This is a genomic window from Pseudomonas sp. PDM32, assembly GCF_019219225.1.
GTDB lineage: Bacteria > Pseudomonadota > Gammaproteobacteria > Pseudomonadales > Pseudomonadaceae > Aquipseudomonas > Aquipseudomonas laurylsulfatiphila.
This window is the reverse complement of sequence record NZ_JAHUWE010000013.1, coordinates 220522-245318: the sequence shown is the minus strand read 5'-3', so window position 1 is coordinate 245318 and position 24797 is coordinate 220522. Positions and strand designations below refer to the sequence as shown.

The 24797-nt window shown below is 59.9% G+C and carries 26 protein-coding genes; 15 read left to right on the top strand and 11 right to left on the bottom strand.

Annotation, left to right across the window (positions count from 1 at the left end; all coding sequences use genetic code 11):
• Window positions 1-84 precede the first annotated feature (84 nt).
• A complete protein-coding gene (locus KW846_RS24070) occupies window positions 85-810 on the top strand; it encodes an MBL fold metallo-hydrolase (protein ID WP_218485775.1) in 726 nt (241 codons plus the stop codon).
• 68 nt (window positions 811-878) lie between these two features.
• On the top strand, window positions 879-1130 hold the full coding sequence (locus KW846_RS24065; protein ID WP_218485774.1) for a phosphopantetheine-binding protein: 252 nt from the start codon (window positions 879-881) through the stop codon (window positions 1128-1130).
• Window positions 1131-1356: 226 nt separating this feature from the next.
• On the opposite strand, the gene KW846_RS30145 is transcribed toward KW846_RS24065, so the two are convergent.
• Entirely contained in the window at window positions 1357-1485 is a 129-nt protein-coding gene (locus tag KW846_RS30145; RefSeq protein ID WP_007972508.1) for a PA1414 family protein, read from the bottom strand.
• Between the two features lie 135 nt (window positions 1486-1620).
• Window positions 1621-2514 carry a LysR family transcriptional regulator gene (locus KW846_RS24060; RefSeq protein ID WP_218485773.1) on the bottom strand — a complete coding sequence of 298 codons (894 nt, stop codon included), beginning with the start codon at window positions 2512-2514 and terminating at the stop codon, window positions 1621-1623.
• Between the two features lie 104 nt (window positions 2515-2618).
• Here KW846_RS24060 and KW846_RS24055 point away from each other — a divergent pair, with 104 nt between their 5' ends.
• Entirely contained in the window at window positions 2619-3800 is a 1182-nt protein-coding gene (locus tag KW846_RS24055) for an MFS transporter (protein ID WP_218485772.1), read from the top strand.
• On the opposite strand, the gene KW846_RS24050 is transcribed toward KW846_RS24055, so the two are convergent.
• On the bottom strand, window positions 3745-4677 hold the full coding sequence (locus KW846_RS24050; RefSeq protein WP_218485771.1) for a DMT family transporter: 933 nt from the start codon (window positions 4675-4677) through the stop codon (window positions 3745-3747). The genes KW846_RS24055 and KW846_RS24050 overlap by 56 nt on opposite strands.
• A gap of 180 nt (window positions 4678-4857) precedes the next feature.
• Window positions 4858-5694, bottom strand: a complete 837-nt coding sequence (locus tag KW846_RS24045) for a S1 RNA-binding domain-containing protein (protein WP_007972500.1) — start codon at window positions 5692-5694, stop codon at window positions 4858-4860.
• Window positions 5695-6044: 350 nt separating this feature from the next.
• On the opposite strand from KW846_RS24045, the gene KW846_RS24040 reads away from it, so the two are divergent.
• The 3 genes from KW846_RS24040 (at window position 6045) to KW846_RS24030 (ending at window position 8107) form a co-directional block, all read left to right on the top strand.
• The gene (locus KW846_RS24040; protein ID WP_015096330.1) at window positions 6045-6233 is read left to right on the top strand and encodes a hypothetical protein; all 189 of its coding nucleotides are present in this window, start codon (window positions 6045-6047) and stop codon (window positions 6231-6233) included.
• 204 nt (window positions 6234-6437) lie between these two features.
• The gene (locus tag KW846_RS24035; protein WP_218485770.1) at window positions 6438-7160 is read left to right on the top strand and encodes a TorF family putative porin; all 723 of its coding nucleotides are present in this window, start codon (window positions 6438-6440) and stop codon (window positions 7158-7160) included.
• 77 nt (window positions 7161-7237) lie between these two features.
• Window positions 7238-8107 carry a DUF6279 family lipoprotein gene (locus tag KW846_RS24030; protein ID WP_218485769.1) on the top strand — a complete coding sequence of 290 codons (870 nt, stop codon included), beginning with the start codon at window positions 7238-7240 and terminating at the stop codon, window positions 8105-8107.
• Between the two features lie 136 nt (window positions 8108-8243).
• Here KW846_RS24030 and KW846_RS24025 read toward each other — a convergent pair whose 3' ends face one another.
• Window positions 8244-8636, bottom strand: coding sequence for a transcriptional regulator (locus tag KW846_RS24025; protein ID WP_218477196.1), 393 nt, complete (start codon window positions 8634-8636; stop codon window positions 8244-8246).
• 194 nt (window positions 8637-8830) lie between these two features.
• On the opposite strand from KW846_RS24025, the gene KW846_RS24020 reads away from it, so the two are divergent.
• Both KW846_RS24020 and KW846_RS24015 read left to right on the top strand, forming a co-directional pair.
• Window positions 8831-9565, top strand: coding sequence for a thioredoxin family protein (locus tag KW846_RS24020; RefSeq protein ID WP_218485768.1), 735 nt, complete (start codon window positions 8831-8833; stop codon window positions 9563-9565).
• Window positions 9566-9760: 195 nt separating this feature from the next.
• The gene (locus KW846_RS24015; protein ID WP_218485767.1) at window positions 9761-10039 is read left to right on the top strand and encodes a hypothetical protein; all 279 of its coding nucleotides are present in this window, start codon (window positions 9761-9763) and stop codon (window positions 10037-10039) included.
• 63 nt (window positions 10040-10102) lie between these two features.
• Here the strand turns inward: KW846_RS24015 and KW846_RS24010 are convergent, their stop codons facing one another.
• Complete coding sequence (locus KW846_RS24010) at window positions 10103-11443, bottom strand: DEAD/DEAH box helicase (RefSeq protein WP_007972492.1); 1341 nt, start codon at window positions 11441-11443, stop codon at window positions 10103-10105.
• Window positions 11444-11635: 192 nt separating this feature from the next.
• Between KW846_RS24010 and KW846_RS24005 the strand changes: the two genes are divergently transcribed.
• The gene (locus tag KW846_RS24005; RefSeq protein WP_218485766.1) at window positions 11636-12934 is read left to right on the top strand and encodes a mechanosensitive ion channel family protein; all 1299 of its coding nucleotides are present in this window, start codon (window positions 11636-11638) and stop codon (window positions 12932-12934) included.
• A gap of 81 nt (window positions 12935-13015) precedes the next feature.
• Here the strand turns inward: KW846_RS24005 and KW846_RS24000 are convergent, their stop codons facing one another.
• The 3 genes from KW846_RS24000 to KW846_RS23990 form a co-directional block, all read right to left on the bottom strand.
• A complete protein-coding gene (locus KW846_RS24000) occupies window positions 13016-13882 on the bottom strand; it encodes a carboxylate/amino acid/amine transporter (RefSeq protein ID WP_218485765.1) in 867 nt (288 codons plus the stop codon).
• 343 nt (window positions 13883-14225) lie between these two features.
• Entirely contained in the window at window positions 14226-14825 is a 600-nt protein-coding gene (locus KW846_RS23995; RefSeq protein ID WP_104450478.1) for an FMN-dependent NADH-azoreductase, read from the bottom strand.
• A 228-nt stretch (window positions 14826-15053) separates the two neighbouring features.
• Window positions 15054-15368 carry a hypothetical protein gene (locus KW846_RS23990; protein ID WP_007972481.1) on the bottom strand — a complete coding sequence of 105 codons (315 nt, stop codon included), beginning with the start codon at window positions 15366-15368 and terminating at the stop codon, window positions 15054-15056.
• 49 nt (window positions 15369-15417) lie between these two features.
• On the opposite strand from KW846_RS23990, the gene KW846_RS23985 reads away from it, so the two are divergent.
• The 5 genes from KW846_RS23985 to aqpZ all read left to right on the top strand — a co-directional run bounded on the left by KW846_RS23985 (window position 15418) and on the right by aqpZ (window position 20648).
• Window positions 15418-16341: a LysR family transcriptional regulator gene (locus KW846_RS23985; RefSeq protein ID WP_007972479.1), complete on the top strand. Its 924-nt coding sequence runs from the start codon at window positions 15418-15420 to the stop codon at window positions 16339-16341.
• 14 nt (window positions 16342-16355) lie between these two features.
• Complete coding sequence (locus tag KW846_RS23980) at window positions 16356-17159, top strand: alpha/beta fold hydrolase (RefSeq protein ID WP_218485764.1); 804 nt, start codon at window positions 16356-16358, stop codon at window positions 17157-17159.
• 3 nt (window positions 17160-17162) lie between these two features.
• Window positions 17163-17720, top strand: a complete 558-nt coding sequence (locus KW846_RS23975; protein ID WP_218485763.1) for a peptidylprolyl isomerase — start codon at window positions 17163-17165, stop codon at window positions 17718-17720.
• A gap of 94 nt (window positions 17721-17814) precedes the next feature.
• Window positions 17815-19647, top strand: a complete 1833-nt coding sequence (locus tag KW846_RS23970; protein WP_218485762.1) for an ABC transporter ATP-binding protein — start codon at window positions 17815-17817, stop codon at window positions 19645-19647.
• 302 nt (window positions 19648-19949) lie between these two features.
• Complete coding sequence (gene aqpZ / locus KW846_RS23965; protein WP_218485761.1) at window positions 19950-20648, top strand: aquaporin Z; 699 nt, start codon at window positions 19950-19952, stop codon at window positions 20646-20648.
• An 18-nt stretch (window positions 20649-20666) separates the two neighbouring features.
• Here aqpZ and KW846_RS23960 read toward each other — a convergent pair whose 3' ends face one another.
• Window positions 20667-21791: a GNAT family N-acetyltransferase gene (locus KW846_RS23960; protein ID WP_218485760.1), complete on the bottom strand. Its 1125-nt coding sequence runs from the start codon at window positions 21789-21791 to the stop codon at window positions 20667-20669.
• Window positions 21792-22071: 280 nt separating this feature from the next.
• On the opposite strand from KW846_RS23960, the gene KW846_RS23955 reads away from it, so the two are divergent.
• Window positions 22072-23403 (top strand): putative porin, encoded by a 1332-nt coding sequence (locus tag KW846_RS23955; protein ID WP_218485759.1) that lies wholly within the window; start codon window positions 22072-22074, stop codon window positions 23401-23403.
• Window positions 23404-23625: 222 nt separating this feature from the next.
• On the opposite strand, the gene KW846_RS23950 is transcribed toward KW846_RS23955, so the two are convergent.
• On the bottom strand, window positions 23626-24747 hold the full coding sequence (locus KW846_RS23950) for a beta-ketoacyl-ACP synthase III (RefSeq protein WP_007972465.1): 1122 nt from the start codon (window positions 24745-24747) through the stop codon (window positions 23626-23628).
• Window positions 24748-24797 lie beyond the last annotated feature (50 nt).

The window sequence follows — 24797 nt, the reverse complement described above, 5'->3', positions numbered from 1 at the left end:
TGAAACATAACGACTCGATGCTTTCTTCGACGAGTGTGGCGTCGGTTGCCACACTCGTTTTTTTTCGTCTGAAGGAAACTGCTCATGAAGATCGTCAGCCGCGATCAGTGGTTCGAAGTCAAACATCTCAACGACGGCATCCGCTTGATTCACGAGCCGTACATCCGGCCTTTCTACCGCTGCAACCTCTGGCACATCCAGGGCCGTGACAAGGACCTGCTGCTGGACAGCGGCTCGGGCCTGGTCAGCCTGCGCGAACAACTGCCGTGGATCACCGAGCGGCCGCTGGTGGCCGTGGCCAGCCACTGCCATTTCGATCACATCGCCGGTCATCACGAATTCGCCGAGCGCCTGGTGCATCCAGCCGAGGCGGACATCCTGGCCGCGCCGGATGGCGACAACGACTTGAGCAAAGCCTTTGTCGGCGACGACATGTTCGAGGCTCACCCCGATTGCCCGCTGTGCTACGCCGAATACCGGGTCAAGGCCGCGCCGGCCACCGGTTTTGTCGAAGATGGAGATGTGCTGGACCTGGGCAACCGCGTGTTGCAGGTCGTGCACACACCGGGACACTCGCCGGGTGGCATCTGCCTGTACGAAGCCGCCACCGAGACCTTGTTCAGCGGCGACATCATCTACGACGGGCCGCTGATCGAAGACGCCTACCATTCCAACCTCGAGGACTACGCACGCAGCCTGCAACGCCTGCATGCGCTGCCGATCCGCACGGTGCATGGCGGGCATTTCGGCAGTTTTTCCGGAGAGCATTTGCGCGGCATGATTGACGAATGGCAACGCTCACACGGCTAAAGCCTGCTGTACTCAACGGCAGGGACTGCATCGGCAGGGAGCTGCACCCACCTCCTCGAAGAACGATCATGAAAGAAGCCGCCCTTCGTGCTGTCGTACATCGCTACATCAGCCGCCTGCTGGAAGGCCGGGATGACTTCGACGACAACGCCAGCCTGGCGCAGTTGGGATTGGACAAAAAAGATATCGAAGAGCTGATCTTCCATCTGGAAGATGAGCTGGGTGTGACGGCGTTTACCGTGGAAGAAGACCGGATGCTCAGGACCGCCAGGACGGTGAATGATTTGAGCCGGTTTTTGCTGGAGATTGGGCGGGATTGAGGCTGAATGCCAAATATGTTGCAGGACTGAATGGCAGGATGCTGTTCTGTGGCGAGGGGGCTTGTCGGAACGCCGCATCGCCCCGCTGGGTTGCGCAGCAGCCCCAAAACCCTTCAACCCGGTTACATCTGGCGGACCAGGTCAGGCGATTTACGACTGCTTCGCAGCCGAACGGGGGCAAGCCCCCTCGCCACAACAAGCCCCTCTCACTGGCGATCCGGAGCCATTAGCGGCGTCGCTGCTGGCGCCGACGTTGCTCGTCGTCAGTACGAACAGGCACGGGTTGCAGAGGCGGTTCGATCAAGCCGAGCGCCACGCCCAGGTCATGCAGCCAGTTTTGGATTTTCTCTTTCATGGTGCCCCCTTCAGGGTAGTGCCGAGCGGCCAAAATTCTGTAGCCCCTTCGCACTGATAATAGTCCGAAGTCCTACGCAATGCTCGTGCAAAGTCGCAATGATCTGTTACTGAATCCATCACAATCAGCCGGCGTTCAGGCAATTTCCCGCGCCTGCGTCGGTGCCTGCGGGAAAACCGCCTGCTGCTGCTCGATCCAGGCATTCAGGTTGGCCCCGACCATGCCCTTGCGCCACATCAGCCAAGTGGTCGCGCTGGCAAACGGTTCGGCCAACGGGTGCACGGATACACTCTCACGGCCCGGCAGGCTGGCGAGCATCGACTCCGACATCAGCGCCACACCGGATCCGGCAATCACACACGCAAGCATTCCCGGATAGGACTCGATCTCCATCGCCCGGCCCATCGCCGCATGGTCATGGGCGAACCAGGCCTCCAGGCGCATGCGGTAGGAGCAGCCCTGGCGAAAGGTGAACACCGCGCGACCTTCCACATCCAGGGCGCTACGCACGGGCGGATGATCGGCCTCGCTGATCAGCACCAGGCGCTCGTCGCACAAGGGCACACCGTCGAGCCCCGCCAGTTCCATAGGGCCATCCACCAGCGCCGCATCGAGTCGCCCCGTGAGCAGGCCTTCGAGCAACTCACCGCTGGGACCGGATTGCACTTGCAGGTTCACCGCCGGATACAATCGGTGATAGCGCGCCAACAACCCCGGCAGGTGAATAGCGGCCGTGCTGTACATGGTGCCGAGCACGAAGTCGCCCGCCGGTTGCCCGCCCTGCACCGCCGCGCTGGCTTCGTCGCGCAGCGCAAACAGCTTGGCGGTGTAGTCCAGCAGGACTTTTCCCGCAGGCGACAACTGCAAACGCTGACGCTCGCGCAGGAACAGTTCTACACCCAGTTGCTCTTCCAGCTGTTTGAGCCGGGTCGACAGGTTCGACGGCACTCGATGCAGCCGTTCGGCGGCCCGGGTTATGGACCCTTCCTGCGCCACTGCCTGGAAGATGCGTAATTGGCTGAACTCCACGCTATTCTCCAAAAAAGAACAAGTTACTCACTATTATTCATTTTTAAAGAAAGTCAATCAGCCCTAGCCTGACGGTCATCGATCCTCTGAACGGTATCCAGACCATGTCTCCCCTGATTCGCTTATCCGCCAGTTTCGTTGCCCTGATGATGGCCATGGGCATCGGCCGTTTTGCCCTGACGCCGCAACTGCCACACTTGCTCAGCGAAGGTCAGATCGACCTGACCGCCGCCGGGCTGATTGCCGCCGCCAACTACCTCGGTTATTTCATCGGCGCAGTGGACGCCATGTTTTCCCGGCGTCCCGCGCAAGTGCGCCGACGCTTGCTGGGCGGGTTGTGGCTCTGCGTATTGCTGACCCTGGCGTCTTTCTGGGCCGCCGGGTTCTGGTCGCACCTGCTGCTGCGCTTCGGCACCGGTGTGGCCAGCGCCTGGGTGTTGGTGATGATCACCGCACTGAGCCAGCCGCTCGCGGCAGCGGCCGGTCGTCCCCGGCTCGGCGCTCTGGTCTTCGCCGGACCGGGCCTGGGGATTTTTCTCACAGGTTTGTTGGCCCTGGGCTCAAATCTGCTGGGCCAGACTTCCGCCACCTTGTGGCTGGTGTACGCCGCCGCAGGGCTGGCGATGCTGCTGGGAATTCTGCCGTTCCTGCCGCAAGCGAGCGCAATCGCGACCGCTGCGCCCGGCGCCAGCGCATCGAGTACTCAAGGCATCGCTCGCCTGGGCTTGATCTACGGCTTGTACGGGTTGGGCTACATCATCCCGGCGACCTTCCTGTCGCAAATGGCCAATGCGCAATTCCAGGGTCAATGGCAGGCCGACCTGTTCTGGCCGTGCTTCGGTCTTGCAGCGGCTACGGGTGTGGTGCTGGTGAGTCTGCGTCGCCAAAAGGCGGGCGCAACGCGGCGCTGGTTGATGGCAACGTTATGGCTGCAAGCTGCGGGCGTGTTTGCCTGCCTGCTGGCCAACGGTCCGGGGCTGGCATTGGGTGTGATCCTGTGCGGCACGCCGTTCCTGGCCTGCATGCAACTGGTGATCCAGCGATCCCGGGAACTGGCCCCCCATGCCACCCAACGCAATGCCGGCCTGCTGACGGCCTGCTTTGCCGTAGGCCAGCTCAGCGGGCCATTGCTGGCGGCGCTCAGCAGTCATTTCAGTGGCGGCCTGCACCCGGCACTGGTGGTCGCCGGCTGCGGCTTGCTGATCGCCGGCGGTCTGTTGCTCGCACCGATCAGTGCTGCCCCAGAGCTTTGCGCAAACGACGGCGCAGCCACTGCTCGGCGCTGACAAAGGTGATGCCCGCCAACACCAGCACTGCGCCGAGGATGAAGTTCAGGCTCAGTTTCTCGCCCAGCAGCACGACACCAAAGGTGACGCCAAACAACGGCGTCATGAACGAAAACACCGCGAGGTTCGCCGCCAGGTAACGGCGCAACAGCCAGAACCACACCAGGTAACTGAAGAACGACACGACCACGCCCTGAAACAGCACACTGGTGACCGCCACAGTGGTCAGGCTGACATGGGTGATCTGGCCGCTGAGCAGCGCGATCAACAGCAAACCGAAGAAACCGACAATCAACTGATAGAACAGCGTCAGGGTCACCGGCGCTTCCGACAGGCGCGAGGCGCGCACCACCACCGTGGTCGCGCCCCAGGCGGCCCCCGCCAGCACCCCCAAGGCATCGCCCATCAACATGCGGTAATCAAGGTTGTCCCAGGACACTCCGCCGGCAAACGCGATGGCAATCCCGATAAAGGCCAGGACAATCCCCAGCCATTGCAGGGGTCGCAAGCGCTCACTGGGCAATAACCAATGCACACCCAATGCCGTGAAGATCGGTGCGGTGTAGAGGAACACCGACATGTGCGCCGCCGTGGTCAGTTGCAGGCCTTCGGAAATGAAGAAGAACTCCAGGCCGAACAAGGCACCGGCCAGCAGACCGCCGCGCCAGGTCGTACTCACCTGGTTCCAGCCACCCTTCCAGCAGATCAGCAGCCCGACCAGTAACGCCGACATGCCGGAACGTCCGGCCGCCTGCATCACCGGCGCGATATCGGCCGCCGCCCACTTGATCATCACCTGCTGAACGCCCCAGATCAGGCACAACCCGACCATCACTTGCAGGGCAAACCCGTCGGTGCTGCGCCGGGTGGCGCTCACCGGAACACCTCGAAGACACAATCCATGGCAAAGACTCGGCAGTAAAAGCAAAACCCCGGCTGTCGATTATCAACCAGAAGGCCGGAAAATGACCCTGTAGGAGCTGCCGAAGGCTGCGATCCTGATTTTATGGATCAAAAGATCGCAGCCTTCGGCAGCTCCTACAGGGGCAGAGTGGGATCAACTGAGATCGATACGATCGGCATGAATGACAATCTGGCCATTCTTGTACAACGCGCCAATGGCCTTCTTGAAGTTGCCCTTGCTGACACCGAACAGACTGCTGATCAACGCCGGATCGCTCTTGTCGCTCACCGCCAGGGTGCCGTTGTTTTCACGCAACTTGGCGAGGATCTTCGAGTTCAGGCTGGTGGCCGCTTCCTGGCCGACCGGCTGCAGGCTCAGGCTGATCTTGCCGTCGGCGCGAACTTCCTTGATGAAACCCTTTTCTTCTTTACCGGCGCGCATGAACTTGAAGATTTCGTTCTTGTGGATCAGGCCCCAATGCTTGTTGTTGATGATGGCCTTGAAGCCCATGTCCGTGGCTTCGGCCACCAGCAAGTCCACTTCCTGGCCAGCCGTGTAGTTGGCCGGGGTCTTGTCCAGGTAGCGGTCCAGGCGCGCGGTCGCGGTGATGCGGCGGGTGTGCTTGTCGAGGTAGACGTGTACCACCACATACTCGCCCGCCGTCATCTGACGCTTCTCTTCGGAGAACGGCAGCAACAGGTCCTTGGGCAAGCCCCAGTCCAGGAATACGCCGATGCTGTTGACTTCAACAACTTTCAAACTGGCGAATTCACCCACTTGAACTTTTGGTTTTTCAGTAGTGGCGATGAGTTTGTCATCGCTGTCCAGATATATAAAAACGTTGAGCCAGTCTTCATCTTCGCTAGGAATATCTTTTGGAATATAACGATTTGGCAGAAGGATTTCGCCATCCGCACCACCGTCCAGATATAAACCGAAGTTAGTGTGTTTAACCACTTGCAAACTGTTGTAACGCCCGACTAAAGCCATGTCCAATACCCTCATTGCGTGGGCGGCATTCTACCCGGTTTTAAGCGCTGCGTTCGGCCCCCGGCCCGGTGGTGCGAGAAAATCCTCTGAAGGCCTTGATTTTCACGGGCTTTCATCGCATGCCTGGCCGCTCGTCAGACCGATCCGGGCATTTACGCCATGCCCAGGCAAGCGTAACGCGGTATTTTTCAAGGCATGTTCTTATTTAAAACAGCGGCTTAGACGTATATTTCGAATATTGTCCGAGGACTGATTACCCCGACCTCACGATTATTGCGAGGGGATATTTGCCAAGCAATTATCAGGTAATTCCTGTACGATGCCTGGCCAAGTTAATTTTCTACAGGTTAATGGCCGCCATGCGCGTAAAAGCATCCACCAGCAAAGCAAAGCCAGCTCCAGCCGTTGAAACCAGCGAGTCGATCAACAGCCAGATCGCAGCGTTCCTCAAGTCCGGCGGTGAAATCCAGCAAATTGCCAAAGGCGTCAGCGGCCAGACGTTCGGCCCGTCCAAGCAGATCACCCTGGGCAAAAAGTAACCCCCTCGCGTCACCTGGTCCCAAAGCGCTTTGAACCTCGAAGCGCTTGGACTGGAACCCTCGTCACTCCCTCCGCCCCCTTAAAATCCATCGAAATCGACGAACGGCCTTCGCTGCCGATCATTCGCCGGTATCCTTGCACGCGTCTGGATCAAGCGTTTCAGCGGGCTCACCAGCCTGCCCTCGCTGTTCATGGAGTGACGCATGTTCAAATCTTCCTGTTTATCGGCATTGCTCGGCGGTCTGTTGGTTTGCTCCGCAGCACACGCACAAATCTTTCAGCGTGAACTGGGTGACTTCGACCTCAAGCTCGGCACCACCCCCACCCGCAGCATGGCCCAGGGCCTGGTCAAACCCTCGGCCGTCGGCTCGTTCCACGGAGGCCTGGACCTGAGCCACGACAGCGGTTTCTACGTGGGCCAATGGTCACCCAGCATGGGCATCAGCCCGGGGAAAAACCTCGAGATCGACTCCTACGCGGGCTTTAAACAACCCTTCGACCAAACCCTCGGCTACGAAGTGGGCCTGATCCGCTACAGCTACCCCGAAGTCACCACCCCTGACAGCCAGGAACTATTCGGCGGCCTGACCTTACTCGGCAGCCGTTTCGGCATCGCCTTCAGCAATGACCCGGACAAACAGAACAACACACTGTTCGCTGACTTGAGCGGCAATCAACCGTTCGGTGTCGGCATCAGCCTGAAATACACCACCCACCAATTCAATACGCCAGTGGCGGTGGATGGCGGATATGTGGGCAGCTTTACCGATTGGTCGCTGAAATTGTCCCGCCCGTTCATGGGCATCGACCTCGACCTGATCTACAGTGACTCCAGCCTGAGCGGCAGCGGTTGCTCGGCCTATGCCGGGCACAACAGCCAATGCGACGGGCTGGTGACGCTCAAGGCCGAACACGCGTTCTATTGATCGGCTGAACTGCCGGCCCCCTCCCGGGTTCACAACAGAATCAGACCCCGAAGACTGGCTTTCGCAAGGATTCGCCCATGTCCCGCTGGTTCAAACATATCGCCGTTGTGTTGACCGTTGCCCTCGCCCTCGGCGCGTGCAGCCGCGTGGGCCTGGCCTACCGCAATCTCGATGTGATCATCCCGTGGACGCTCAGCGACTACCTGGACATGAACGGCGAGCAGAAAAGCTGGCTGGACGAACGCCTGAAGGACCACCTGAGCTGGCACTGCACCACCCAACTACCCGGCTACCTCGACTGGCTGAACCGCCTGCAAACCATGATCGCGACCAACCAGGTCACCGATGCCGCCTTGCAGGCCCGCGCCCACGAAGCCGAACAGGCGATCGCCGAGACCGCGCGGGAAATCACCCCATCGGCCATCGAGTTGCTGCAAGGGCTGGATGACAAGCAAGTCGCCGATATGAATGAAGCCTTCGCCAAGGACCGGCGCAAGCGTCAGGAGGAATACCTCAAGCCCACCCTCGACCAGCAGATCAAGGAGCGCAGCGCGCGTATGGAGAAGCGCCTGAACGACTGGCTCGGCCCACTTAACAACACCCAGCAACAGCGGGTCACCACATGGTCCCGGGCCTTGGGTGATCAGAATACGCAGTGGCTGGCCAATCGTGTCCATTGGCAGCAACAGTTCAGTGCAGCCGTTGCGCAACGCCACAGTCCACAATTCCCACAACGAATCGAGACACTTCTGATCAATCGCGAAAGCTTGTGGACACCCGCCTATCGTCAGGCCTTTGCCAACACCGAGGCCCAGGCACGTTCGCTGTTCGTGGATCTGATGGCTGAAAGCACACCGAGCCAGCGTGAGCGTCTGCTGAAGAAAATCGAGGGTGTGAGGAAGGATTTCAGTGATCTGAAGTGCCTGAAAGCGGCGAAACAAGGCTAAGCGCAACACAAGCCCCATGTGGGAGCGAGCCGGCTCCGGGCGGCGATCCGACGATAACGGTCTCACATTCAAAATCAATCTTGAATGTGATGGCCTCATCGCGAGCAGGCTCGCTCCCACAGGGTGTACGCGTACATCAGGCAATCTGCGCCTTCGACGCCACCTCATCGAATGTCGCTTCATCCAGCGCATCTTCCTGCTCATCGAGCACCTGCCGCGGGTGATCATTACCGGGAATACTGCTGTCGAGCAGGCTCAATAAGCGCGAACCTCGCGCCGTCAAAATGTAATTGGCACCCGTCCCCCCTTCGTCCTCCGGTCGCGGCTCGATATAGCCACGCATCAGCAGCAGCTTTTCGTACTCGCCAGCCACCGTTTTCAAGTGATCAAGATTTTCTATCGACTCGCCTTCCGCAGCCTTCTGCGCCGCATGCTGTTCGGCGTAAGGCCGCGGCGTGAAGTTGTGGCCCGCGCTGTTTTGCGCTTCATGCAGCAAGCGCTCAATCAAGTCCCAATTGTAAGTCGTCATCCTGATTCAACCTCCGGTGTCCGTTCGATGGATGCCCGTGCATTTGAACGGGCCTTACAGGTTGTGACCGGTACGCCCGACAGCCGTTCAGACGGCCTTTCGCTGACGACCGACCGGCGGTATGTCGAATTCCACCCAAGCCAAACGACTAGGCTGTGTACGTCACCTCCCAGCCCCATGCAGGAGAAAGCAACATGAACATCCAGAATCACCCCGTCGTGTCGCGGGAAGAATGGCTCGCCGCCCGCAAACAACACCTGATCCACGAGAAAGCCTTCACCCGGGAACGGGACAAACTCAGCGCCGAACGCCGCGCCCTGCCCTGGGTGAAAATCGACAAGGACTACCATTTCCAGGGGCCCAATGGCGAACTGAAACTGGCGGACCTGTTCGGCGGCCGCAGTCAGTTGGTCATCTACCACTTCATGTTCGCCGAGGGCTGGGACGAGGGCTGCCCCGGTTGCTCGTACCTCAGCGACCACATCGACGGCGCCAACCAGCACCTGGCCCACCACGATATTGCCGTGGTGGCGGTTTCCCACGCACCGTTCGCCGAATTCCAGGCGTTCAAGCGGCGCATGGGCTGGAAATTCGACTGGGTGTCGTCGGCAGGATGCGACTTCAACTACGACTTTGGCGTCTGTGCCCGGGCCGAAGAGGTCGCCGCAGGAAAGGCTACGTACAACTACGAAAAAACCGACGGCGCCGAGGAAGAACTCCCCGGTCTCAGCGTGTTTTATCGCAATGAAGCCGGCGAAATCTTCCACACCTACTCCACCTATGCCAGGGGGCTGGACATGCTGGTTGGCGCCTACAACTACCTCGACCTGACGCCCAAGGGCCGCAACGAGGACGAAATCATGGAGTGGGTGCGCCACCATGACAAATATGAGGAACAGGCGAAGTCGAGTTGCTGCCATGGTAGTTAACCCCCGGATACCGAGGTGCGGCCTTCGCGGGCAAGCCCGCTCCCACAGTTTTCCGTGTTGTTCACAAAACCTGTGGGAGCGGGCTTGCCCGCGAAGGGGCCCTGACAACCCACGCAAATATCACAGACTGAACTTTCCCAAAGGGCCAGCGCTCAACCGGATAACCCGCCTTGACCGGAACTGAGGCCCGCCCCCATGAAACCACTGCTGAAGAAGCTCACACTCGCCGCTGCCCTCGCTTGTGCCCTGCCCGCATGGGCCTGCACTCCCGAGGAAGCCACCGCCAAACGCGAACAACTGGCCCAGGAAGTGGCCAAGCTCACCGAGCAGAACCCGACCAAGGCCAAAGAGATCAATGACGAGTTGCAAAAAATGGATCTGGGCACTGCCTCCAAAGACTTGCCGGACAAGTGCCAGTTGATCGACCAGCGCTTGAAGGAGCTGGGCGCTGCCGAGAAGAAAACCGAAAGCTGATAGACGCCAGGAATAAAAAAACCCGGACACTGTCCGGGTTTTTCCTGGGTCGCTTACAGTGGCTTACTCAGCCGCTGGCGCTTCAGGCTTACGGCGCTTGAGCGGCGCCATGCCGTCCTTGCTGACCAGGGAATCGCTCTTCGGCCGGTTGGCGCTCTTGCGCTTGGTCGGGGTCTTGGCGGCAGTTTTCTTCTTGTCGCCCTTGGCGTCGGTCTTTTTCTTCTTCACGCCGACAGCCTTGCCCGAAGCCTTGACCTTCTTCGGTCCGCCGTAGGTGCCTTTGACTTCCTTGATGGTGCGGCGCTCGAAGCTCTGCTTGAGGTAGCGCTCGATGCTCGACATCAGGTTCCAGTCGCCGTGGCAGATCAGCGAGATGGCCAGGCCATCGTTACCGGCGCGGCCGGTACGACCGATACGGTGCACGTACTCGTCGCCACTGCGCGGCATGTCGAAGTTGATCACCAGGTCCAGGCCGTCAACGTCCAGGCCGCGAGCGGCGACGTCGGTGGCCACGAGGATTTTCACGCCACCCTGCTTCAGACGGTCGATCGCCAGTTTGCGATCCTTCTGGTCTTTCTCGCCGTGCAGCACGAACGCTTTGTATTCCTGCGCCACCAGGCGGCCGTAGATACGGTCGGCCATGGCCCGGGTGTTGGTGAAGACGATAGCCTTCTGGTAGGTCTCGTTGGCCAACAACCAGTTGACGATCTGTTCTTTGTGCTGGTTGTGGTCAGCGGTGATGATTTGCTGGCGGGTGGTGTCGTTGAGCTGGCTGACCGCGTTGAGCTGCAGGTGCTCAGGATTGTTCAGGACCTTGGCGATCATCTCGCGCAAGCCCGAACCACCGGTGGTGGCGGAGAACAGCATGGTCTGCTGACGGTTGGTGCATTCGTCCACCAGACGCTGCACGTCTTCGGCAAAGCCCATGTCGAGCATGCGGTCGGCTTCGTCGAGCACCAGGACTTCAACTTCTTTCAAGTCGAGGTTGCCGGCGTTCAGTTGCTCGATCATCCGGCCCGGCGTACCGATCAGGATGTCCGGCACCTTGCGCAACATCGCGGCCTGGACCTTGAAGTCTTCGCCGCCGGTGATCAGGCCGGACTTGATGAAGGTGAACTGCGAGAAGCGTTCAACTTCCTTCAGCGTCTGCTGGGCCAGTTCGCGGGTCGGCAGCAGGATCAGGGTCTTGATGCTGACGCGGATTTTCGCCGGGCCGATCAGACGGTTGAGGATCGGCAAAACGAATGCAGCGGTCTTGCCGCTACCGGTTTGCGCCGTCACCCGCAGGTCACGCCCCTGGAGCGCGAGCGGAATGGCCGCGGCTTGCACAGGCGTTGGCTCGACAAATTTCAGCTCGGCCACGGCTTTGAGCAGGCGTTCGTGCAGGGCGAATTGGGAAAACACGGGTGCTACCTCGAAGAAATGCAAAAAAACAGCTGCATAGGGTAACGGTTTCGAGCGCTCAGGCCGAGTTTCTTTATGCAAATGGCGGTAAACAGTTGGTTTTTTGTTGCCTGATTTTTCCCGAAACGTAATACAAAGCGTCTTAAATGCTCTAATCGCCTCTCGTGCCCTACAGAAGAATCGTTTTCAACCATGGATATCAAACAGCTCTGGACCAACGCCCTGGACCTTTGGGGTGCCCTCGACCAGCACCCGCTCGTACATTCCAGCCTGACGCTGCTGCTGTTGCTGGCCATTGCGCTGTTCCTCGGACGGGTGGCGCGCTACCTCATCCTGCACGCGGCAAAAATGCTCGGTCGCCAGCCGGCCTTGCACTGGGTCAATGATTTTCTGCAGAACAAGGTGTTCCATCGCCTGGCGCAGATCGCGCCTTCGCTGGTGATCCAGTTCGGTCTCAATCTGGTGCCGAACCTGAGCAAGACCAGTCTGAATTTCCTCGGCAACGTCGCCCTGTCCTTCACCTTCCTGTTTCTGCTGCTGGCGGTCAGCGCCCTGCTCAATGCCCTGCTGGACATCTACGCCCGCACCGAACACGCCCGCACCCGCTCGATCAAGGGCTATGTGCAACTGGCGAAACTGGTGTTGTACGTGCTGGGCGCGATCATCATCGTCGCGACCTTGATCGACCGCTCGCCGTTGTTGCTGCTCTCGGGCCTGGGTGCCATGTCGGCGGTGATTCTGTTGGTCTACAAGGACACGCTGCTGTCATTCGTCGCCAGCGTGCAATTGACCAGCAACGACATGCTGCGGGTCGGCGACTGGATCGAAATGCCCCAGGTGGGCGCCGACGGCGATGTGGTGGACATCACCTTGCACACGGTCAAGGTGCAGAACTTCGACAAGACCATCGTCTCGATTCCGACCTGGCGCCTGATGTCCGAGTCGTTCAAGAACTGGCGCGGCATGCAGGCTTCCGGTGGCCGCCGGATCAAGCGCAGCCTGTTCATCGACGCCAGCGGCGTGCGCTTCCTGCGCGACGACGAGGAGCAGAAGCTGTCCCAGGTGCACTTGCTCACCGACTACATGAGCCGCAAGCAGGCCGAACTCAAGGCCTGGAACGAGGCCCAGGGCAACGTCGCGGCCATGTCGGCCAACCGCCGGCGGATGACCAACATCGGCACTTTGCGCGCCTATGCGCTGGCCTATCTGAAGAGTCATCCGGGGATCCAGCCGAACATGACCTGCATGGTCCGCCAGATGCAGACCACCGCCCAGGGCATTCCACTGGAAATCTACTGCTTTACCCGCACCACGGCGTGGGCCGACTACGAGCGGATCCAGGGGGATATTTTCGACTACCTGCTGGCGGTGTTGCCGGAGTTCGGGTTGAGCCTGTATCAGCAGCCGAGCGGGACGGATCTACGTGCCGGGCTGCTACCAGCGATGTTGGGCGCGAGCCACATCCCCGAGCCAGAAAAACACGTCATGTAACACCACAAATCTTCTGTAGGAGCTGCCGCAGGCTGCGATCTTTTGATTTCAAGATCAAAAGATCGCAGCCTGCGGCAGCTCCTACGCTGGTTGTGCGCCCTTACTGATGCCCAACCGACTGATCCACACCGCCAGCAAAATCACCGAACCGCCGAGCAACAATCGCCCCAGTTCTTCATGCTGGTTCCAGATCAGCAGATTGATCAGCAAGCCCACGGGCACATGCAGGTTGTTCATCACCGCCAGGGTCCCGCCATTCACCATGCACGCGCCCTTGTTCCACCAATACAACCCCAGCGCAGTGGAGACCAGACCGAGGAACAGCAGCACGCCCCATTGCAAAGGCGCTTCGGGCAGGAAGTTCTGTTTGCCGAATAGCAGGAACGCCGGCAACGCCACCGCCAGTGCGCCGAGGTAGAAGTAGCCGAAGCGTCGGTAATGCGGCAGATCGCTCGGGTGGCGGGCGACCAGGTGTTTGTACAGCACCTGCCCGGCGGCATAGGTGAAGTTGGCCAGTTGCAGCAACAGGAACCCCATGAAGAAATCCGGGTTGATCCGGTCAAAGCGAATCACCGCCGCCCCCGCCACCGCCACCAGCGCCGCGACCAGGGCCCAGGGGTTGAAGCGACGATTCAGTGCATCTTCGATCAGGGTCACGTGCAACGGCGTGAGGATGGTGAACAGCAGCACTTCCGGCACCGTCAGTACGCGAAAGCTCAGGTACAGGCAGACGTAGGTCACGCCGAACTGCAAGGCGCCGATCAGCAGCATGCCGCGCATGAACGCCGGCTCCACCGAGCGCCAGCGGGTCAGCGGGATGAACACCAGCCCTGCCAGCAGCACTCGCACCAGCACCGCGAAGTAACTGTCGACATGACCGGCCAGGTATTCGCCGATCAAACTGAAGGAAAACGCCTGGATCAGCGTGACAAAAAGTAGATAGCCCATGCTCGCCTCGTTTTGAATGGCGGCGACGATAGCGGGTTTTGCTACTGATCGCGAACGCTAAACCAACACAAAAACTGTGGGAGCGGGCTTGCTCGCGAAGAGGGAGTGTCAGTCGACATAAATGTGGGATGACACACCGCTTTCGCGAGCAAGCCCGCTCCCACAAAGGTTGGGTGTCCGCTCAAAAAATCCCGGGCAAAAAAAAGCCCGATCTCGCTAAAGCGTTCAATCGGGCCAGAGCACTCAGGAGCAACAAGTGCGAAGGGAGGTTCGATGCGCATACAGGCTTGAAGGGTTGCGCCAGGTCACTAGACCATCCAGCGATTATCTGGCGATTAACGGGTCAGGCCACTTGCGCAAGCCTGGCGTTCGCCTGGTTCAGGCCTTTCTCCTGGAAGTCACCGCCCAGGTTCATGCCTTCGGCGTGGATGAACGTCACGTCGTGGATGCCGATGAAGCCCATGACCTGACGCAGGTACGGTTCCTGGTGATCGGCGGTGCTGCCGGCATAGATGCCGCCACGAGCCGTCAACACATAGGCGCGCTTGCCTGTGAGTAGGCCTTGCGGGCCGGTTTCGGTGTATTTGAAGGTCACACCGGCACGCAGCACGTGGTCGAGCCAGGCTTTCAGGGTGCTGGGGATCGCAAAGTTGTACATGGGTGCGGCCATGACCAGTACATCGGCGGCGAGCAATTCGTCGGTCAACTGGTTGGAGCGCTCCAGGGACGCCTGTTCGATGTCGCTGCGCTGCTCGGCGGGTTTCATCCAGCCACCCAGCAGGTTGATATCCAGGTGCGGCACCGGGTTGACGGCCAGGTCCCGGACAGTGATCTGGTCATTCGGGTGAGCGGCTTTCCACTGGCTGATGAACGTCTGGGTCAGTTGACGGGAAACCGAGTCTTGCTGACGTGCACTGCTTTCGATGATCAGAACGCGGGACATGGGATGTAGCCTCCATCTGAGAATGCTGTAGGTCGATGGAGAGAAGGTTAAACAGAGTCATATCGATGAAAAAGCGCAAATAACTGCTATAACCCATCAATAAATTCGTTTATAAGCTCAACATACCCTGTGGGAGCGGGCTTGCTCGCGAAGGCGGTGTGTCATTCACGTTGATATCGACTGACACGGCCTCTTCGCGAGCAAGCCCGCTCCCACAGGAGATTGCTGTCATTTCGGGGTGCAGCTCAGCTCGATGCGCAGCTTGATGATGTTGCGGCTGAATTTGGCGGTGGCGTTTTTGTGCTTGCCGGCCGGTACGTCGATCTTTCGGGTACGCGGTGCTTCCGGGCCATTGATGAAAACGGCCTTGCAGCTTGCATCGACGTCGCCGTAGTTGGCCACCTGGATGGAGCCGATGTCGCTATCCGTGTCGTAGGTCTGGTAATCGATCTTCATGCCGTTGAGGTCTTTCTTCACATCGATCGGGTAAGCCATCGCCGTCAACGGCAGCAGCGCCAGCAGCACACAACAGATTTTTTTCATTCAGCAGCCTCCAGTAAGGGTTGCCAGCTTAGGACAAGAGGAGCTCAACATGAAAGCGCCCCGCGTGACCCTTGATCAATGGCGAACGCTGCAAGCCGTGGTCGATCACGGTGGTTTCGCCCAGGCCGCCGAGGCGCTGCATCGCTCGCAATCATCGGTCAGCTACACCGTGGCACGCATGCAGGATCAACTCGGCGTTCCGCTGCTGCGCATTGACGGACGCAAAGCCGTGCTGACCGAAGCCGGCGGCGTGCTGTTGCGCCGCTCCAGGCAACTGGTGAAACAGGCCAGCCAACTCGAAGACCTGGCCCATCACATGGAACAGGGCTGGGAAGCCGAAGTGCGCCTGGTGGTCGATGCCGCTTACCCAAGCGCCCGCCTCGTCCGCGCCTTGACCGCGTTCATGCCGCAAAGCCGTGGCTGCCGGGTGCGCCTGCGTGAGGAAGTGCTGTCGGGCGTGGAGGAAGTCCTGCTCGAAGGCGTGGCCGACCTGGCCATCACCGGCTTCAGTATTCCCGGTTACCTGGGCGCGGAATTGAGCGACGTCGAGTTCGTTGCGGTCGCCCACCCCGAGCATCCCCTGCACCGCCTCAACCGCGAACTGAGCTTCCAGGACCTGGAAAGCCAGATGCAAGTGGTGATCCGCGACTCGGGCCGCCAGCAACCACGGGACGTCGGCTGGCTCGGGGCCGAACAACGCTGGACCGTCGGCAGCCTGGCCACCGCCGCGACCTTCGTCAGCAGCGGTCTGGGTTTTGCCTGGTTGCCCCGGCACCTGATCGAACGGGAACTCAAGGAAGGTACGCTCAAGCTGCTACCGTTGGATCAGGGCGGTAGCCGCAACCCGAGCTTTTACCTGTATTCGAACAAGGACAAACCGCTGGGACCGGCCACGCAGATTCTCATCGAACTGCTGCGCACCTTTGACACCGCACCACTGGACGCCCCGTTCGCCGCCCCCGAACAAGCCTGACACGGAGTGTATGCATGGCCTATTTCGAACACGAAGGTTGCAACCTGCACTATGAGGAATATGGTCACGGCACGCCGCTGCTGCTGGTCCACGGCCTCGGTTCCAGCACCCTGGACTGGGAAAAGCAGATCCCGACACTGGCCACCCGCTACCGGGTGATCGTCCCGGATGTACGCGGTCACGGCCGTTCGGACAAACCCCGGGAGCGCTACAGCATTGCCGGTTTCAGCGCCGACCTGATCGCACTGATCGAGCACCTCAATCTCGGCCCGACACATTACGTCGGCTTGTCCATGGGCGGCATGATCGGCTTCCAGCTGGGTGTGGACCAGCCGACACTGCTCAAGAGCCTGTGCATCGTCAACAGTGCGCCAGAGGTCAAACTGCGCAGCCGCGACGATTACTGGCAGTGGTTCAAGCGCTGGAGCCTGATGCACGCACTCAGCCTGCGCACCATCGGCAAGGCATTGGGCAGCAAGTTGTTCCCGAAGCCCGAGCAGGCCGACTTGCGACAAAAAATGGCCGAGCGCTGGGCAAAAAACGACAAACATGCTTATCTCGCCAGCTTCAATGCCATTGTTGGCTGGGGGGTCCAGGAACGACTTTCCAAGGTCACCTGTCCAACCCTGATCGTCAGTGCCGACCGTGACTACACACCGGTGGCGCTGAAGGAAAACTACGTAAAACTGCTGCCCGATGCGCGGCTGGTGGTGATCGCCGATTCACGCCACGCCACGCCGCTGGACCAGCCGGAACACTTCAACCAAACGCTGCTGGATTTTCTGACCGCAGTCGACACCACCACTCAGGATCACTGACCCATGCTGAAAAAAATCGCCCTCGCCGCTGGCACCGTCCTGTTTGCCGCCAACCTGATGGCTGCAACGCCCGCAAAGGCGCCGCACGTTTTGCTGGAAACCACCAACGGCCAGATCGAAATCGAACTGGACCCGGTCAAGGCGCCGATCAGTACCAAGAACTTCCTTGAGTACGTCGACAGCGGCTTCTACAACAACACGATTTTCCACCGCGTGATCCCCGGCTTCATGGTTCAGGGCGGCGGTTTCAATCAACAGATGACGCAAAAAGAAACCAAGGCGCCGATCAAGAACGAGCACAACAACGGTTTGGTCAACGTTCGTGGCACCTTGTCCATGGCCCGTACCTCGGTGCCTGACTCGGCCACCAGCCAGTTCTTCATCAACGTCAAGGACAACGACTTCCTTGACCAGGGTGACGGCTACGCCGTGTTCGGCAAAGTGGTCAAAGGCATGGACGTGGTCGACATCATCGTCAATTCGCCAACCACCGTTCGTGGCGGCATGAAGGACGTGCCGGCCGACCCGGTGTTCATCAAGTCGGCCAAGCGCATCGACTGAGACTAAGCTGGACAAGGATGTCCGAGCCGTTGCCGGTGTTTGCCGGCAACGCTCAAACCGTTAAAAGGAGAGCCCGCTCGCGGGCGAACGACCCATGCTTTATCGCCGCTTTGAAAAACTGATCGACGTTTTCCGTGAAGCACCGACGGCGTCCCCGCCGGATCGTGTATTCCCTTTTTATACCTACTACCTCAAGCAGGTCTGGCCGAGCTTCGCCGCCCTGTTGATCGTCGGCCTGATTGGTGCATTGATCGAGGTCGCTCTGTTCAGCTACCTGAGCCGCATCATCGACCTGGCCCAAGGCACGCCGAACGCCAATCTGTTTCGCGAGCACGCCCTCGAACTGACCTGGATGGTGGTGGTGGCGCTGGTGCTGCGCCCCATATTCGTGGGCCTGCATGACCTGCTGGTGCACCAGACCCTGAGCCCCAGCATGACCAGCATGATCCGCTGGCAGAACCACAGCTACGTGCTCAAGCAGAGCCTGAATTTCTTCCAGAACGACTTCGCCGGGCGCATCGCCCAGCGCATCATGCAAACCGGCAACTCACTGCGTGATTCCGCCGTGCAAGCGGTGGATGCGTTGTGGCATGTGCTGATCTACGCCATCAGTTCTCTGGTGCTGTTCGCCGAAGCCGACTGGCGCCTGATGATCCCGCTGCTGACGTGGATCTTCGCTTTCATCGGCGCCCTCTGGTACTTCGTGCCACGGGTCAAGGATCGCTCGGTGGTGGCGTCCGATGCGCGCTCCAAGCTCATGGGGCGCATTGTCGACGGCTACACCAACATCACCACCCTGAAGCTGTTCGCCCACACCAACTTCGAGCAGCAATACGCCCGCGAAGCGATCAAGGAACAGACCGAAAAAGCCCAACTGGCCGGCCGCGTGGTCACCAGCATGGACGTGGTCATCACCAGCATGAACGGCCTGCTGATCGTCTGCACCACCGGACTGGCCCTGTGGCTGTGGACGCAGTCGCTGATCACCGTCGGGGCCATCGCCCTGGCCACCGGCCTGGTGATCCGCATCGTCAACATGTCCGGCTGGATCATGTGGGTGGTGACCGGCATCTTCGAAAACATCGGCATGGTGCAGGACGGCCTGCAGACCATCTCGCAACCGGTCTCCGTTACCGACCGCGACCAGGCCAAACCCCTGGCGGTGGCCCGTGGCGAAGTGCGTTTCGAGCAGGTGGACTTCCACTACGGCAAGCAGAGCGGGATCATCGGCGGCCTCAACCTGACCATCAAGGCTGGCGAGAAAATCGGCCTGATCGGCCCGTCCGGCGCGGGCAAATCGACCTTGGTGAACCTGCTGCTGCGCCTGTACGACGTCGAAGGCGGACGTATCCTGATCGACGGCCAGAACATCGCCGACGTCAGCCAGGAAAGCCTGCGCGAGCGCATCGGCATGATTACCCAGGATACCTCGCTGCTGCACCGCTCGATCCGTGACAACCTGCTGTACGGCAAACCCGACGCCACCGATGCCCAACTCTGGGAAGCGGTGCACAAGGCCCGGGCTGACGGTTTCATTCCTGCACTGTCGGACGCCGAAGGCCGTAGCGGTTTCGATGCCCATGTCGGTGAGCGCGGGGTGAAACTTTCCGGCGGCCAGCGCCAGCGCATCGCCATTGCCCGTGTGCTGCTCAAGGACGCGCCGATCCTGATCATGGACGAGGCCACCTCGGCGCTGGATTCGGAAGTCGAAGCGGCGATCCAGGAAAGTCTCGAAACCCTGATGCAGGGCAAAACCGTGATCGCCATCGCTCACCGGCTCTCGACCATCGCCCGGATGGACCGGCTGGTGGTGCTGGAAAACGGCAAGATCGCCGAAACCGGAACCCACGCCGAGTTGCTCGCCCATGGCGGCTTGTATGCGCGGTTGTGGCAACACCAGACTGGCGGGTTTGTCGGGATCGATTGAGCATTGCTGCGGCCACAAAACCTGTGGGAGCGGGCTTGCTCGCGAAGACGGAGTGTCAGTCTGCATCGTTGTTGAATGATCTACCGCATTCGCGAGCAAGCCCGCTCCCACATTAGGGACAGGTGTGATAGCAAAAGGTCGAAAAAACCGCCAGGCCCCGTCAACAACGGGGCCTGGCGGTTTTTTGTGCCTGCTGGAATTCTGAAAAAACCGTGCTGTACTCACTGCAACGTTCTGGAGGTGGTTCTGCAGTCCATCGGCTGGAGGCTCAAGGCAGCATAATCTCGAAAGGGCACTCTCTTATGTCTCTGTTAAAACGTTCGGCGACTGAGTTGATAGGTACGTTCTGGCTGGTATTGGGTGGTTGCGGCAGTGCGGTGTTGGCGGCGGCTTTTCCGGAGGTGGGGATCGGCTTGCTCGGGGTGTCCTTCGCGTTTGGCCTGACCGTACTGACCATGGCCTTCGCCATCGGCCATATTTCCGGCTGTCATCTCAATCCTGCGGTATCCCTCGGCCTGGTGGTGGGTGGGCGGTTTCCGGCCAAGGAATTGCCGGCCTACATCATTGCCCAGGTCATCGGCGGCGTGATTGCAGCCGCCCTGCTGTACTTCATTGCCAGCGGCAAACCCGGTTTCGAACTGGCGGGAGGCCTGGCGTCCAACGGCTACGGCGAACACTCGCCTGGCGGCTATTCGATGGCGGCAGGGTTTGTCTGTGAACTGGTGATGACCGCGATGTTCATCCTGATCATCCTCGGCGCCACCGATAAGCGTGCACCGGCAGGACTGGCACCGATTGCCATCGGCCTGGGGCTGACGCTGATCCACCTGATCTCGATCCCGGTCACCAACACCTCGGTCAACCCGGCGCGCAGCACCGGCCCGGCGCTGATCGTCGGCGGCTGGGCGATTCAACAACTGTGGATGTTCTGGGTCGCCCCCCTGCTCGGCGCAGTGGTCGGCGGCGTGCTGTATCGCTGGCTGGGCAAGGAAGACAACTGACCCGCCATACGGTGAAGATCAGCCTTGTCGATAAGGCAAGGCTGACTTCGCATCCTCAGCATAAGCCAGCACTCCCAGCCGCTCCTGCTCCAGAAAGTCTTTCACCGCCGCCTTCAACCCCGGATGCCGCAGGTAGTGCCAGGAATGAGTGATGACAGGCTCGAATCCACGAATCAGTTTGTGCTCGCCTTGCGCACCGGCATCGAAACGCTGGAAACCGTTGGCGATGGCGTAGTCCATCCCCTGGTAGAAACAGGTCTCGAAATGCAGGCGATCGAACTCCGCCAGGCATCCCCAGTAACGGCCATAAAAGCTGTCGCCCCCCACCAGACTGAACGCCATCGCTACTGGCCGTGAACCCTGCCTGGCCAGCACCACGCGAATCGACCCCGGCATGCGTTCGGCCAACAGGCTGAAAAACTCCCGCGTCAGATACGGCCTTTGCCGGCGCACCGCGTAGGTATTGGCGTAGCAGGCATAGACGAAATCCCATTGCGCCTGACTCAGCTCCCGCCCCTCCAGCCATTCGAACTCGAAGCCCTGGCCGGCCACCTGTTCGCGCTCCTTGCGCATCTGTTTGCGTTTGCGCGAACTGAGCACGTCGAGGAAGTCCTGGAAATCCCGGTAACCGCGATTCTGCCAGTGATACTGACAGCCAACGCGCTGCAACCAGCCGGGCTGCTCGCTCAATGCCGCATCGGTGAATGGATCGGTGAAGTTGATGTGGGCGCTGGAAAGCCCTTCGAGTTCAAGATAGCCCGGCAGGCTTTTCAACAATTCGAAACCGTCTTCGACCGTGGCCGCCAACAGTCGCGGCCCGGTCACAGGACTGAACGGCACCGCGCTCAACAATTTGGGGTAGTAATCGATGCCGGCGCGTTCGCAGGCATCGGCCCAGGCGTGATCGAACACGTACTCGCCGTAGGAATGCCACTTGCGATAACCGGGCAGCGCGGCGATCAGGCGATCACCTTCAACGTGCAGCAGATGCTCGGGCTGCCAGCCGGAATGGGGGCCGACACTGCCGCTGTCTTCCAGTGCACTCAAAAAAGCGTGACGCAGAAAAGGCTGACTCTCCGGCACCATTGCATCCCAGGTCTGCGGGGCGATTTCTGACAGTTTTTGCAGGCGTTGCAACGGCATCACCATCCTCACTCTTCATGGCGTGAAAGCCCCGCGAGTATCGCCTATCGCTCCACATTGCACACGGGCAAAGCGACGACAGTGCTCTAACTCAATGGTTCACGGCGGCTTTGTATCGTCACGGACATGACATCACATTGCCACTGCCCTGTAATAAACCATCGCGATACTGGCGCCTGTTTTTAGAGCGCCGGGTTATACCCGGCCACAGTTTTCCGCCCCTTACGGTCGGTTGTGCCCCGGATGGCTCTGTCATCCCCTCTCATCTTCGGAGATTGATATGCGTCTTGCTTCCACGAAAACTGCGGCGGCCTTGTGCGGTGGCCTGTTGCTGGCCATGAGTGTTCCGGCCAGTGCCGCAGTCGACGCCAAACTGCTCGACATGCTCAAGGCTAACGGCTCGATCACTAACGCGCAGTACAGCGAACTGCAAGCCGAGCTGGCCAGGGATCAGAAAGAACAGCAGATTGCCCGTCAGGCTCAGCAAGAGACCAACGAGCAAATCGCGGCCACCGCGAAGAAAACCGACACACTGAGCGCCTTCGACCAAAAGCTTGCATGGGCGGCAAAGACCCAGTTCAAGGGCGACGTGCGCTTCCGTCAGGAAAACGTCCACAACGATGGCGTGCCAAACAACAAGGACCAGGATCGTCAGCGCATTCGTGCCCGCCTGGGTGCCTACAGCGAAATCAACCCGCAGGTCGACACCGGCATCCGTATCGCCACCGGCAGCAACGACGACGCTCGCTCGACCAACCAGGACCTGAACAACTACTTCGACAAGAAGCAGATCTGGCTGGACCAGGGTTACATCGACTACCACCCGGACGCGATCAAGAACCTGCACCTGGTTGGCGGCAAGATGCCGCAACAATGGGTGAGCATGGGCGACATCATCTGGGACAGCGACATCAACCCGGAAGGCCTGGCCGTCACCTACAAGTACCCGTTGAGCGGCAGCACCGAGCTGTTCGGTAGCGCCGGTCACTACACCCTCAAGGACAACGTCGACGGCGAAGGCGTGCAATTCAAGCACGACCTGCGTCTTTACGCCGGCCAGTTGGGTGCGCGCTTCGGCATCACCGACAGCATGAAAATGACCTTGGGCGGCAGTCTCTACGCCTACGACAACGACGACAGCAGCGCCTGCCCGACCTCGGGTACCGTTACTGCGCCATGCGCACTGGCCGTCAACGGCAACAGCCCGGGCGAACAGTTCAAACTGTACGAAGGCTTTGGTCAGCTGGACTTCAGCAACCTGCCGGTTCCGCTGTCGATCTACGGTCAGTACGTCAACAACACTGATGCCAGCAACGACCAGGACACTGGCTGGCTGGCCGGTGTGAAGTCCAAGCTCTACGGCTTCAACGTGGACTACAACTACCGCGACGTACAGCGTAACGCTGTGGTGGGTGCCTTCACCGACTCCGACTTCGCCAACGGTTTCACCGGTTCACGCGGCAGCAAGCTGAAAGTGAGCTACGACCTGGACAAGAACTTTGCCCTGGGCGCGACCTACTACATGGCGACCTCAGACCAGACCAACGCCAACATCAACAAGAAGGATTCGGACATCAACACCCTGCAACTGGATGCCGAAGCCAAGTTCTGATTCACCCGCTACACGACTCGGGCAAGGAAGCCCGGGCCCCTTTTACAGCCTGGTGTTGATGTATCGGTCCCCATCATCCTCCGATGCATCAACGCCAGGCTGTTTTCTCTCCCGCAAAAAAAGATCGCAGCCTTCGGCAGCTCCTACAGGACCGGATTCATCGCGATATCACGTTGAAACTGTAGGAGCTGCCGCAGGCTGCGATCTTTTCAAGCCACAGACTCAGCGCTTGCGCAGCAACACGCTACCAATGGAGTAACCGGCGCCGAACGAGCTGAGCACGGCCAGCGAACCGGCGGGCAGATCGTCCTGGTTCTTGTGGAACGCAATCACGGAACCGGCGGAACTGGTGTTGGCGTAGGTGTCGAGAATCACCGGGGCTTCCTGTTCGGTCGCATCGCGGCCCAGCAGTTTCTTGACGATCAGGTGGTTCATGCTGAGGTTGGCCTGGTGCAGCCAGAAGCGCTTCACGTCGCTGATGTTGAGCTGGTTCTCTTGCAGATGCTCAGCGATCAGTTCGGCCACCATCGGGCAGACTTCCTTGAACACCTTGCGGCCTTCCTGCACGAACAGTTTGTCCTTGGCACCGATGCCCTCTTCCGCCGCGCGGTTGAGGAAGCCGAAGTTGTTGCGGATGTTGTTGGAGAACTTGGTCAGCAGCTTGGTGCTGACGATGTCGAACTGATGCTTGGACGTCGCCAGGTCGGCACGCTCGATGATCACCGCGGTGGCGGCATCGCCGAAGATGAAGTGGCTGTCGCGGTCACGGAAGTTCAGGTGGCCGGTGCAGACTTCCGGGTTGACCATCAGGACCGCGCGGGCCTGGCCCAGTTGCACGCTGTTGGCGGCGGTCTGGATACCGAAGGTCGCCGAGGAGCACGCCACGTTCATGTCGAAACCGAAACCCTGGATGCCCAGCGCTTCCTGGACTTCGATGGCAATGGCCGGGTAGGCACGTTGCAGGTTGGAGCAGGCGACGATCACGCCGTCGATGTCCGCTGCGGTCTTGCCGGCACGCTGCAGGGCTTGTTCGGCCGCGCCGATAGCCATCTGGCACAGCACCGACCACTCGTCGTTGGAACGCTCTGGCAGGCGCGGGGCCATGCGCTGCGGGTCGAGGATGCCGTCCTTGTCCATGACAAAGCGGCTCTTGATGCCGGAGGCTTTTTCGATGAATGCGGCGCTGGATTCGGTCAATGCCTGCACTTCACCGCGTGCGATGGCGTCGGCGTTGTCGGCGTTGAATTGCGCGACGTAAGTATTGAAAGACTGGACCAGCTCTTCATTGGAAATGCTGTTGGCCGGGGTGTACAGGCCGGTGCCACTGATGACGACGTTATGCATGGTCGTGTCTCTAATCTGTTCAGGCAGAAAGCATTGGCACCGTCGTACCA

Bases quoted from the DNA above. Each gene is read 5' to 3' on its own strand.
- KW846_RS23955 (WP_218485759.1), top strand. From the start codon at position 22,072: ATGCGTCTTGCTTCCACGAAAACTGCGGCGGCCTTGTGCGGTGGCCTG.
- aqpZ (WP_218485761.1), top strand. From the start codon at position 19,950: ATGTCTCTGTTAAAACGTTCGGCGACTGAGTTGATAGGTACGTTCTGG.
- KW846_RS24025 (WP_218477196.1), bottom strand. From the start codon at position 8,636: ATGACGACTTACAATTGGGACTTGATTGAGCGCTTGCTGCATGAAGCG.
- KW846_RS23980 (WP_218485764.1), top strand. From the start codon at position 16,356: ATGGCCTATTTCGAACACGAAGGTTGCAACCTGCACTATGAGGAATAT.
- KW846_RS24045 (WP_007972500.1), bottom strand. From the start codon at position 5,694: ATGGCTTTAGTCGGGCGTTACAACAGTTTGCAAGTGGTTAAACACACT.
- KW846_RS24020 (WP_218485768.1), top strand. From the start codon at position 8,831: ATGAACATCCAGAATCACCCCGTCGTGTCGCGGGAAGAATGGCTCGCC.
- KW846_RS24040 (WP_015096330.1), top strand. From the start codon at position 6,045: ATGGCCGCCATGCGCGTAAAAGCATCCACCAGCAAAGCAAAGCCAGCT.
- KW846_RS24015 (WP_218485767.1), top strand. From the start codon at position 9,761: ATGAAACCACTGCTGAAGAAGCTCACACTCGCCGCTGCCCTCGCTTGT.
- KW846_RS23990 (WP_007972481.1), bottom strand. From the start codon at position 15,368: ATGAAAAAAATCTGTTGTGTGCTGCTGGCGCTGCTGCCGTTGACGGCG.
- KW846_RS23995 (WP_104450478.1), bottom strand. From the start codon at position 14,825: ATGTCCCGCGTTCTGATCATCGAAAGCAGTGCACGTCAGCAAGACTCG.
- KW846_RS23985 (WP_007972479.1), top strand. From the start codon at position 15,418: ATGAAAGCGCCCCGCGTGACCCTTGATCAATGGCGAACGCTGCAAGCC.
- KW846_RS23975 (WP_218485763.1), top strand. From the start codon at position 17,163: ATGCTGAAAAAAATCGCCCTCGCCGCTGGCACCGTCCTGTTTGCCGCC.
- KW846_RS23960 (WP_218485760.1), bottom strand. From the start codon at position 21,791: ATGCCGTTGCAACGCCTGCAAAAACTGTCAGAAATCGCCCCGCAGACC.
- KW846_RS24070 (WP_218485775.1), top strand. From the start codon at position 85: ATGAAGATCGTCAGCCGCGATCAGTGGTTCGAAGTCAAACATCTCAAC.
- KW846_RS24005 (WP_218485766.1), top strand. From the start codon at position 11,636: ATGGATATCAAACAGCTCTGGACCAACGCCCTGGACCTTTGGGGTGCC.
- KW846_RS23950 (WP_007972465.1), bottom strand. From the start codon at position 24,747: ATGCATAACGTCGTCATCAGTGGCACCGGCCTGTACACCCCGGCCAAC.
- KW846_RS23970 (WP_218485762.1), top strand. From the start codon at position 17,815: ATGCTTTATCGCCGCTTTGAAAAACTGATCGACGTTTTCCGTGAAGCA.
- KW846_RS24065 (WP_218485774.1), top strand. From the start codon at position 879: ATGAAAGAAGCCGCCCTTCGTGCTGTCGTACATCGCTACATCAGCCGC.
- KW846_RS30145 (WP_007972508.1), bottom strand. From the start codon at position 1,485: ATGAAAGAGAAAATCCAAAACTGGCTGCATGACCTGGGCGTGGCGCTC.
- KW846_RS24055 (WP_218485772.1), top strand. From the start codon at position 2,619: ATGTCTCCCCTGATTCGCTTATCCGCCAGTTTCGTTGCCCTGATGATG.
- KW846_RS24035 (WP_218485770.1), top strand. From the start codon at position 6,438: ATGTTCAAATCTTCCTGTTTATCGGCATTGCTCGGCGGTCTGTTGGTT.
- KW846_RS24000 (WP_218485765.1), bottom strand. From the start codon at position 13,882: ATGGGCTATCTACTTTTTGTCACGCTGATCCAGGCGTTTTCCTTCAGT.
- KW846_RS24030 (WP_218485769.1), top strand. From the start codon at position 7,238: ATGTCCCGCTGGTTCAAACATATCGCCGTTGTGTTGACCGTTGCCCTC.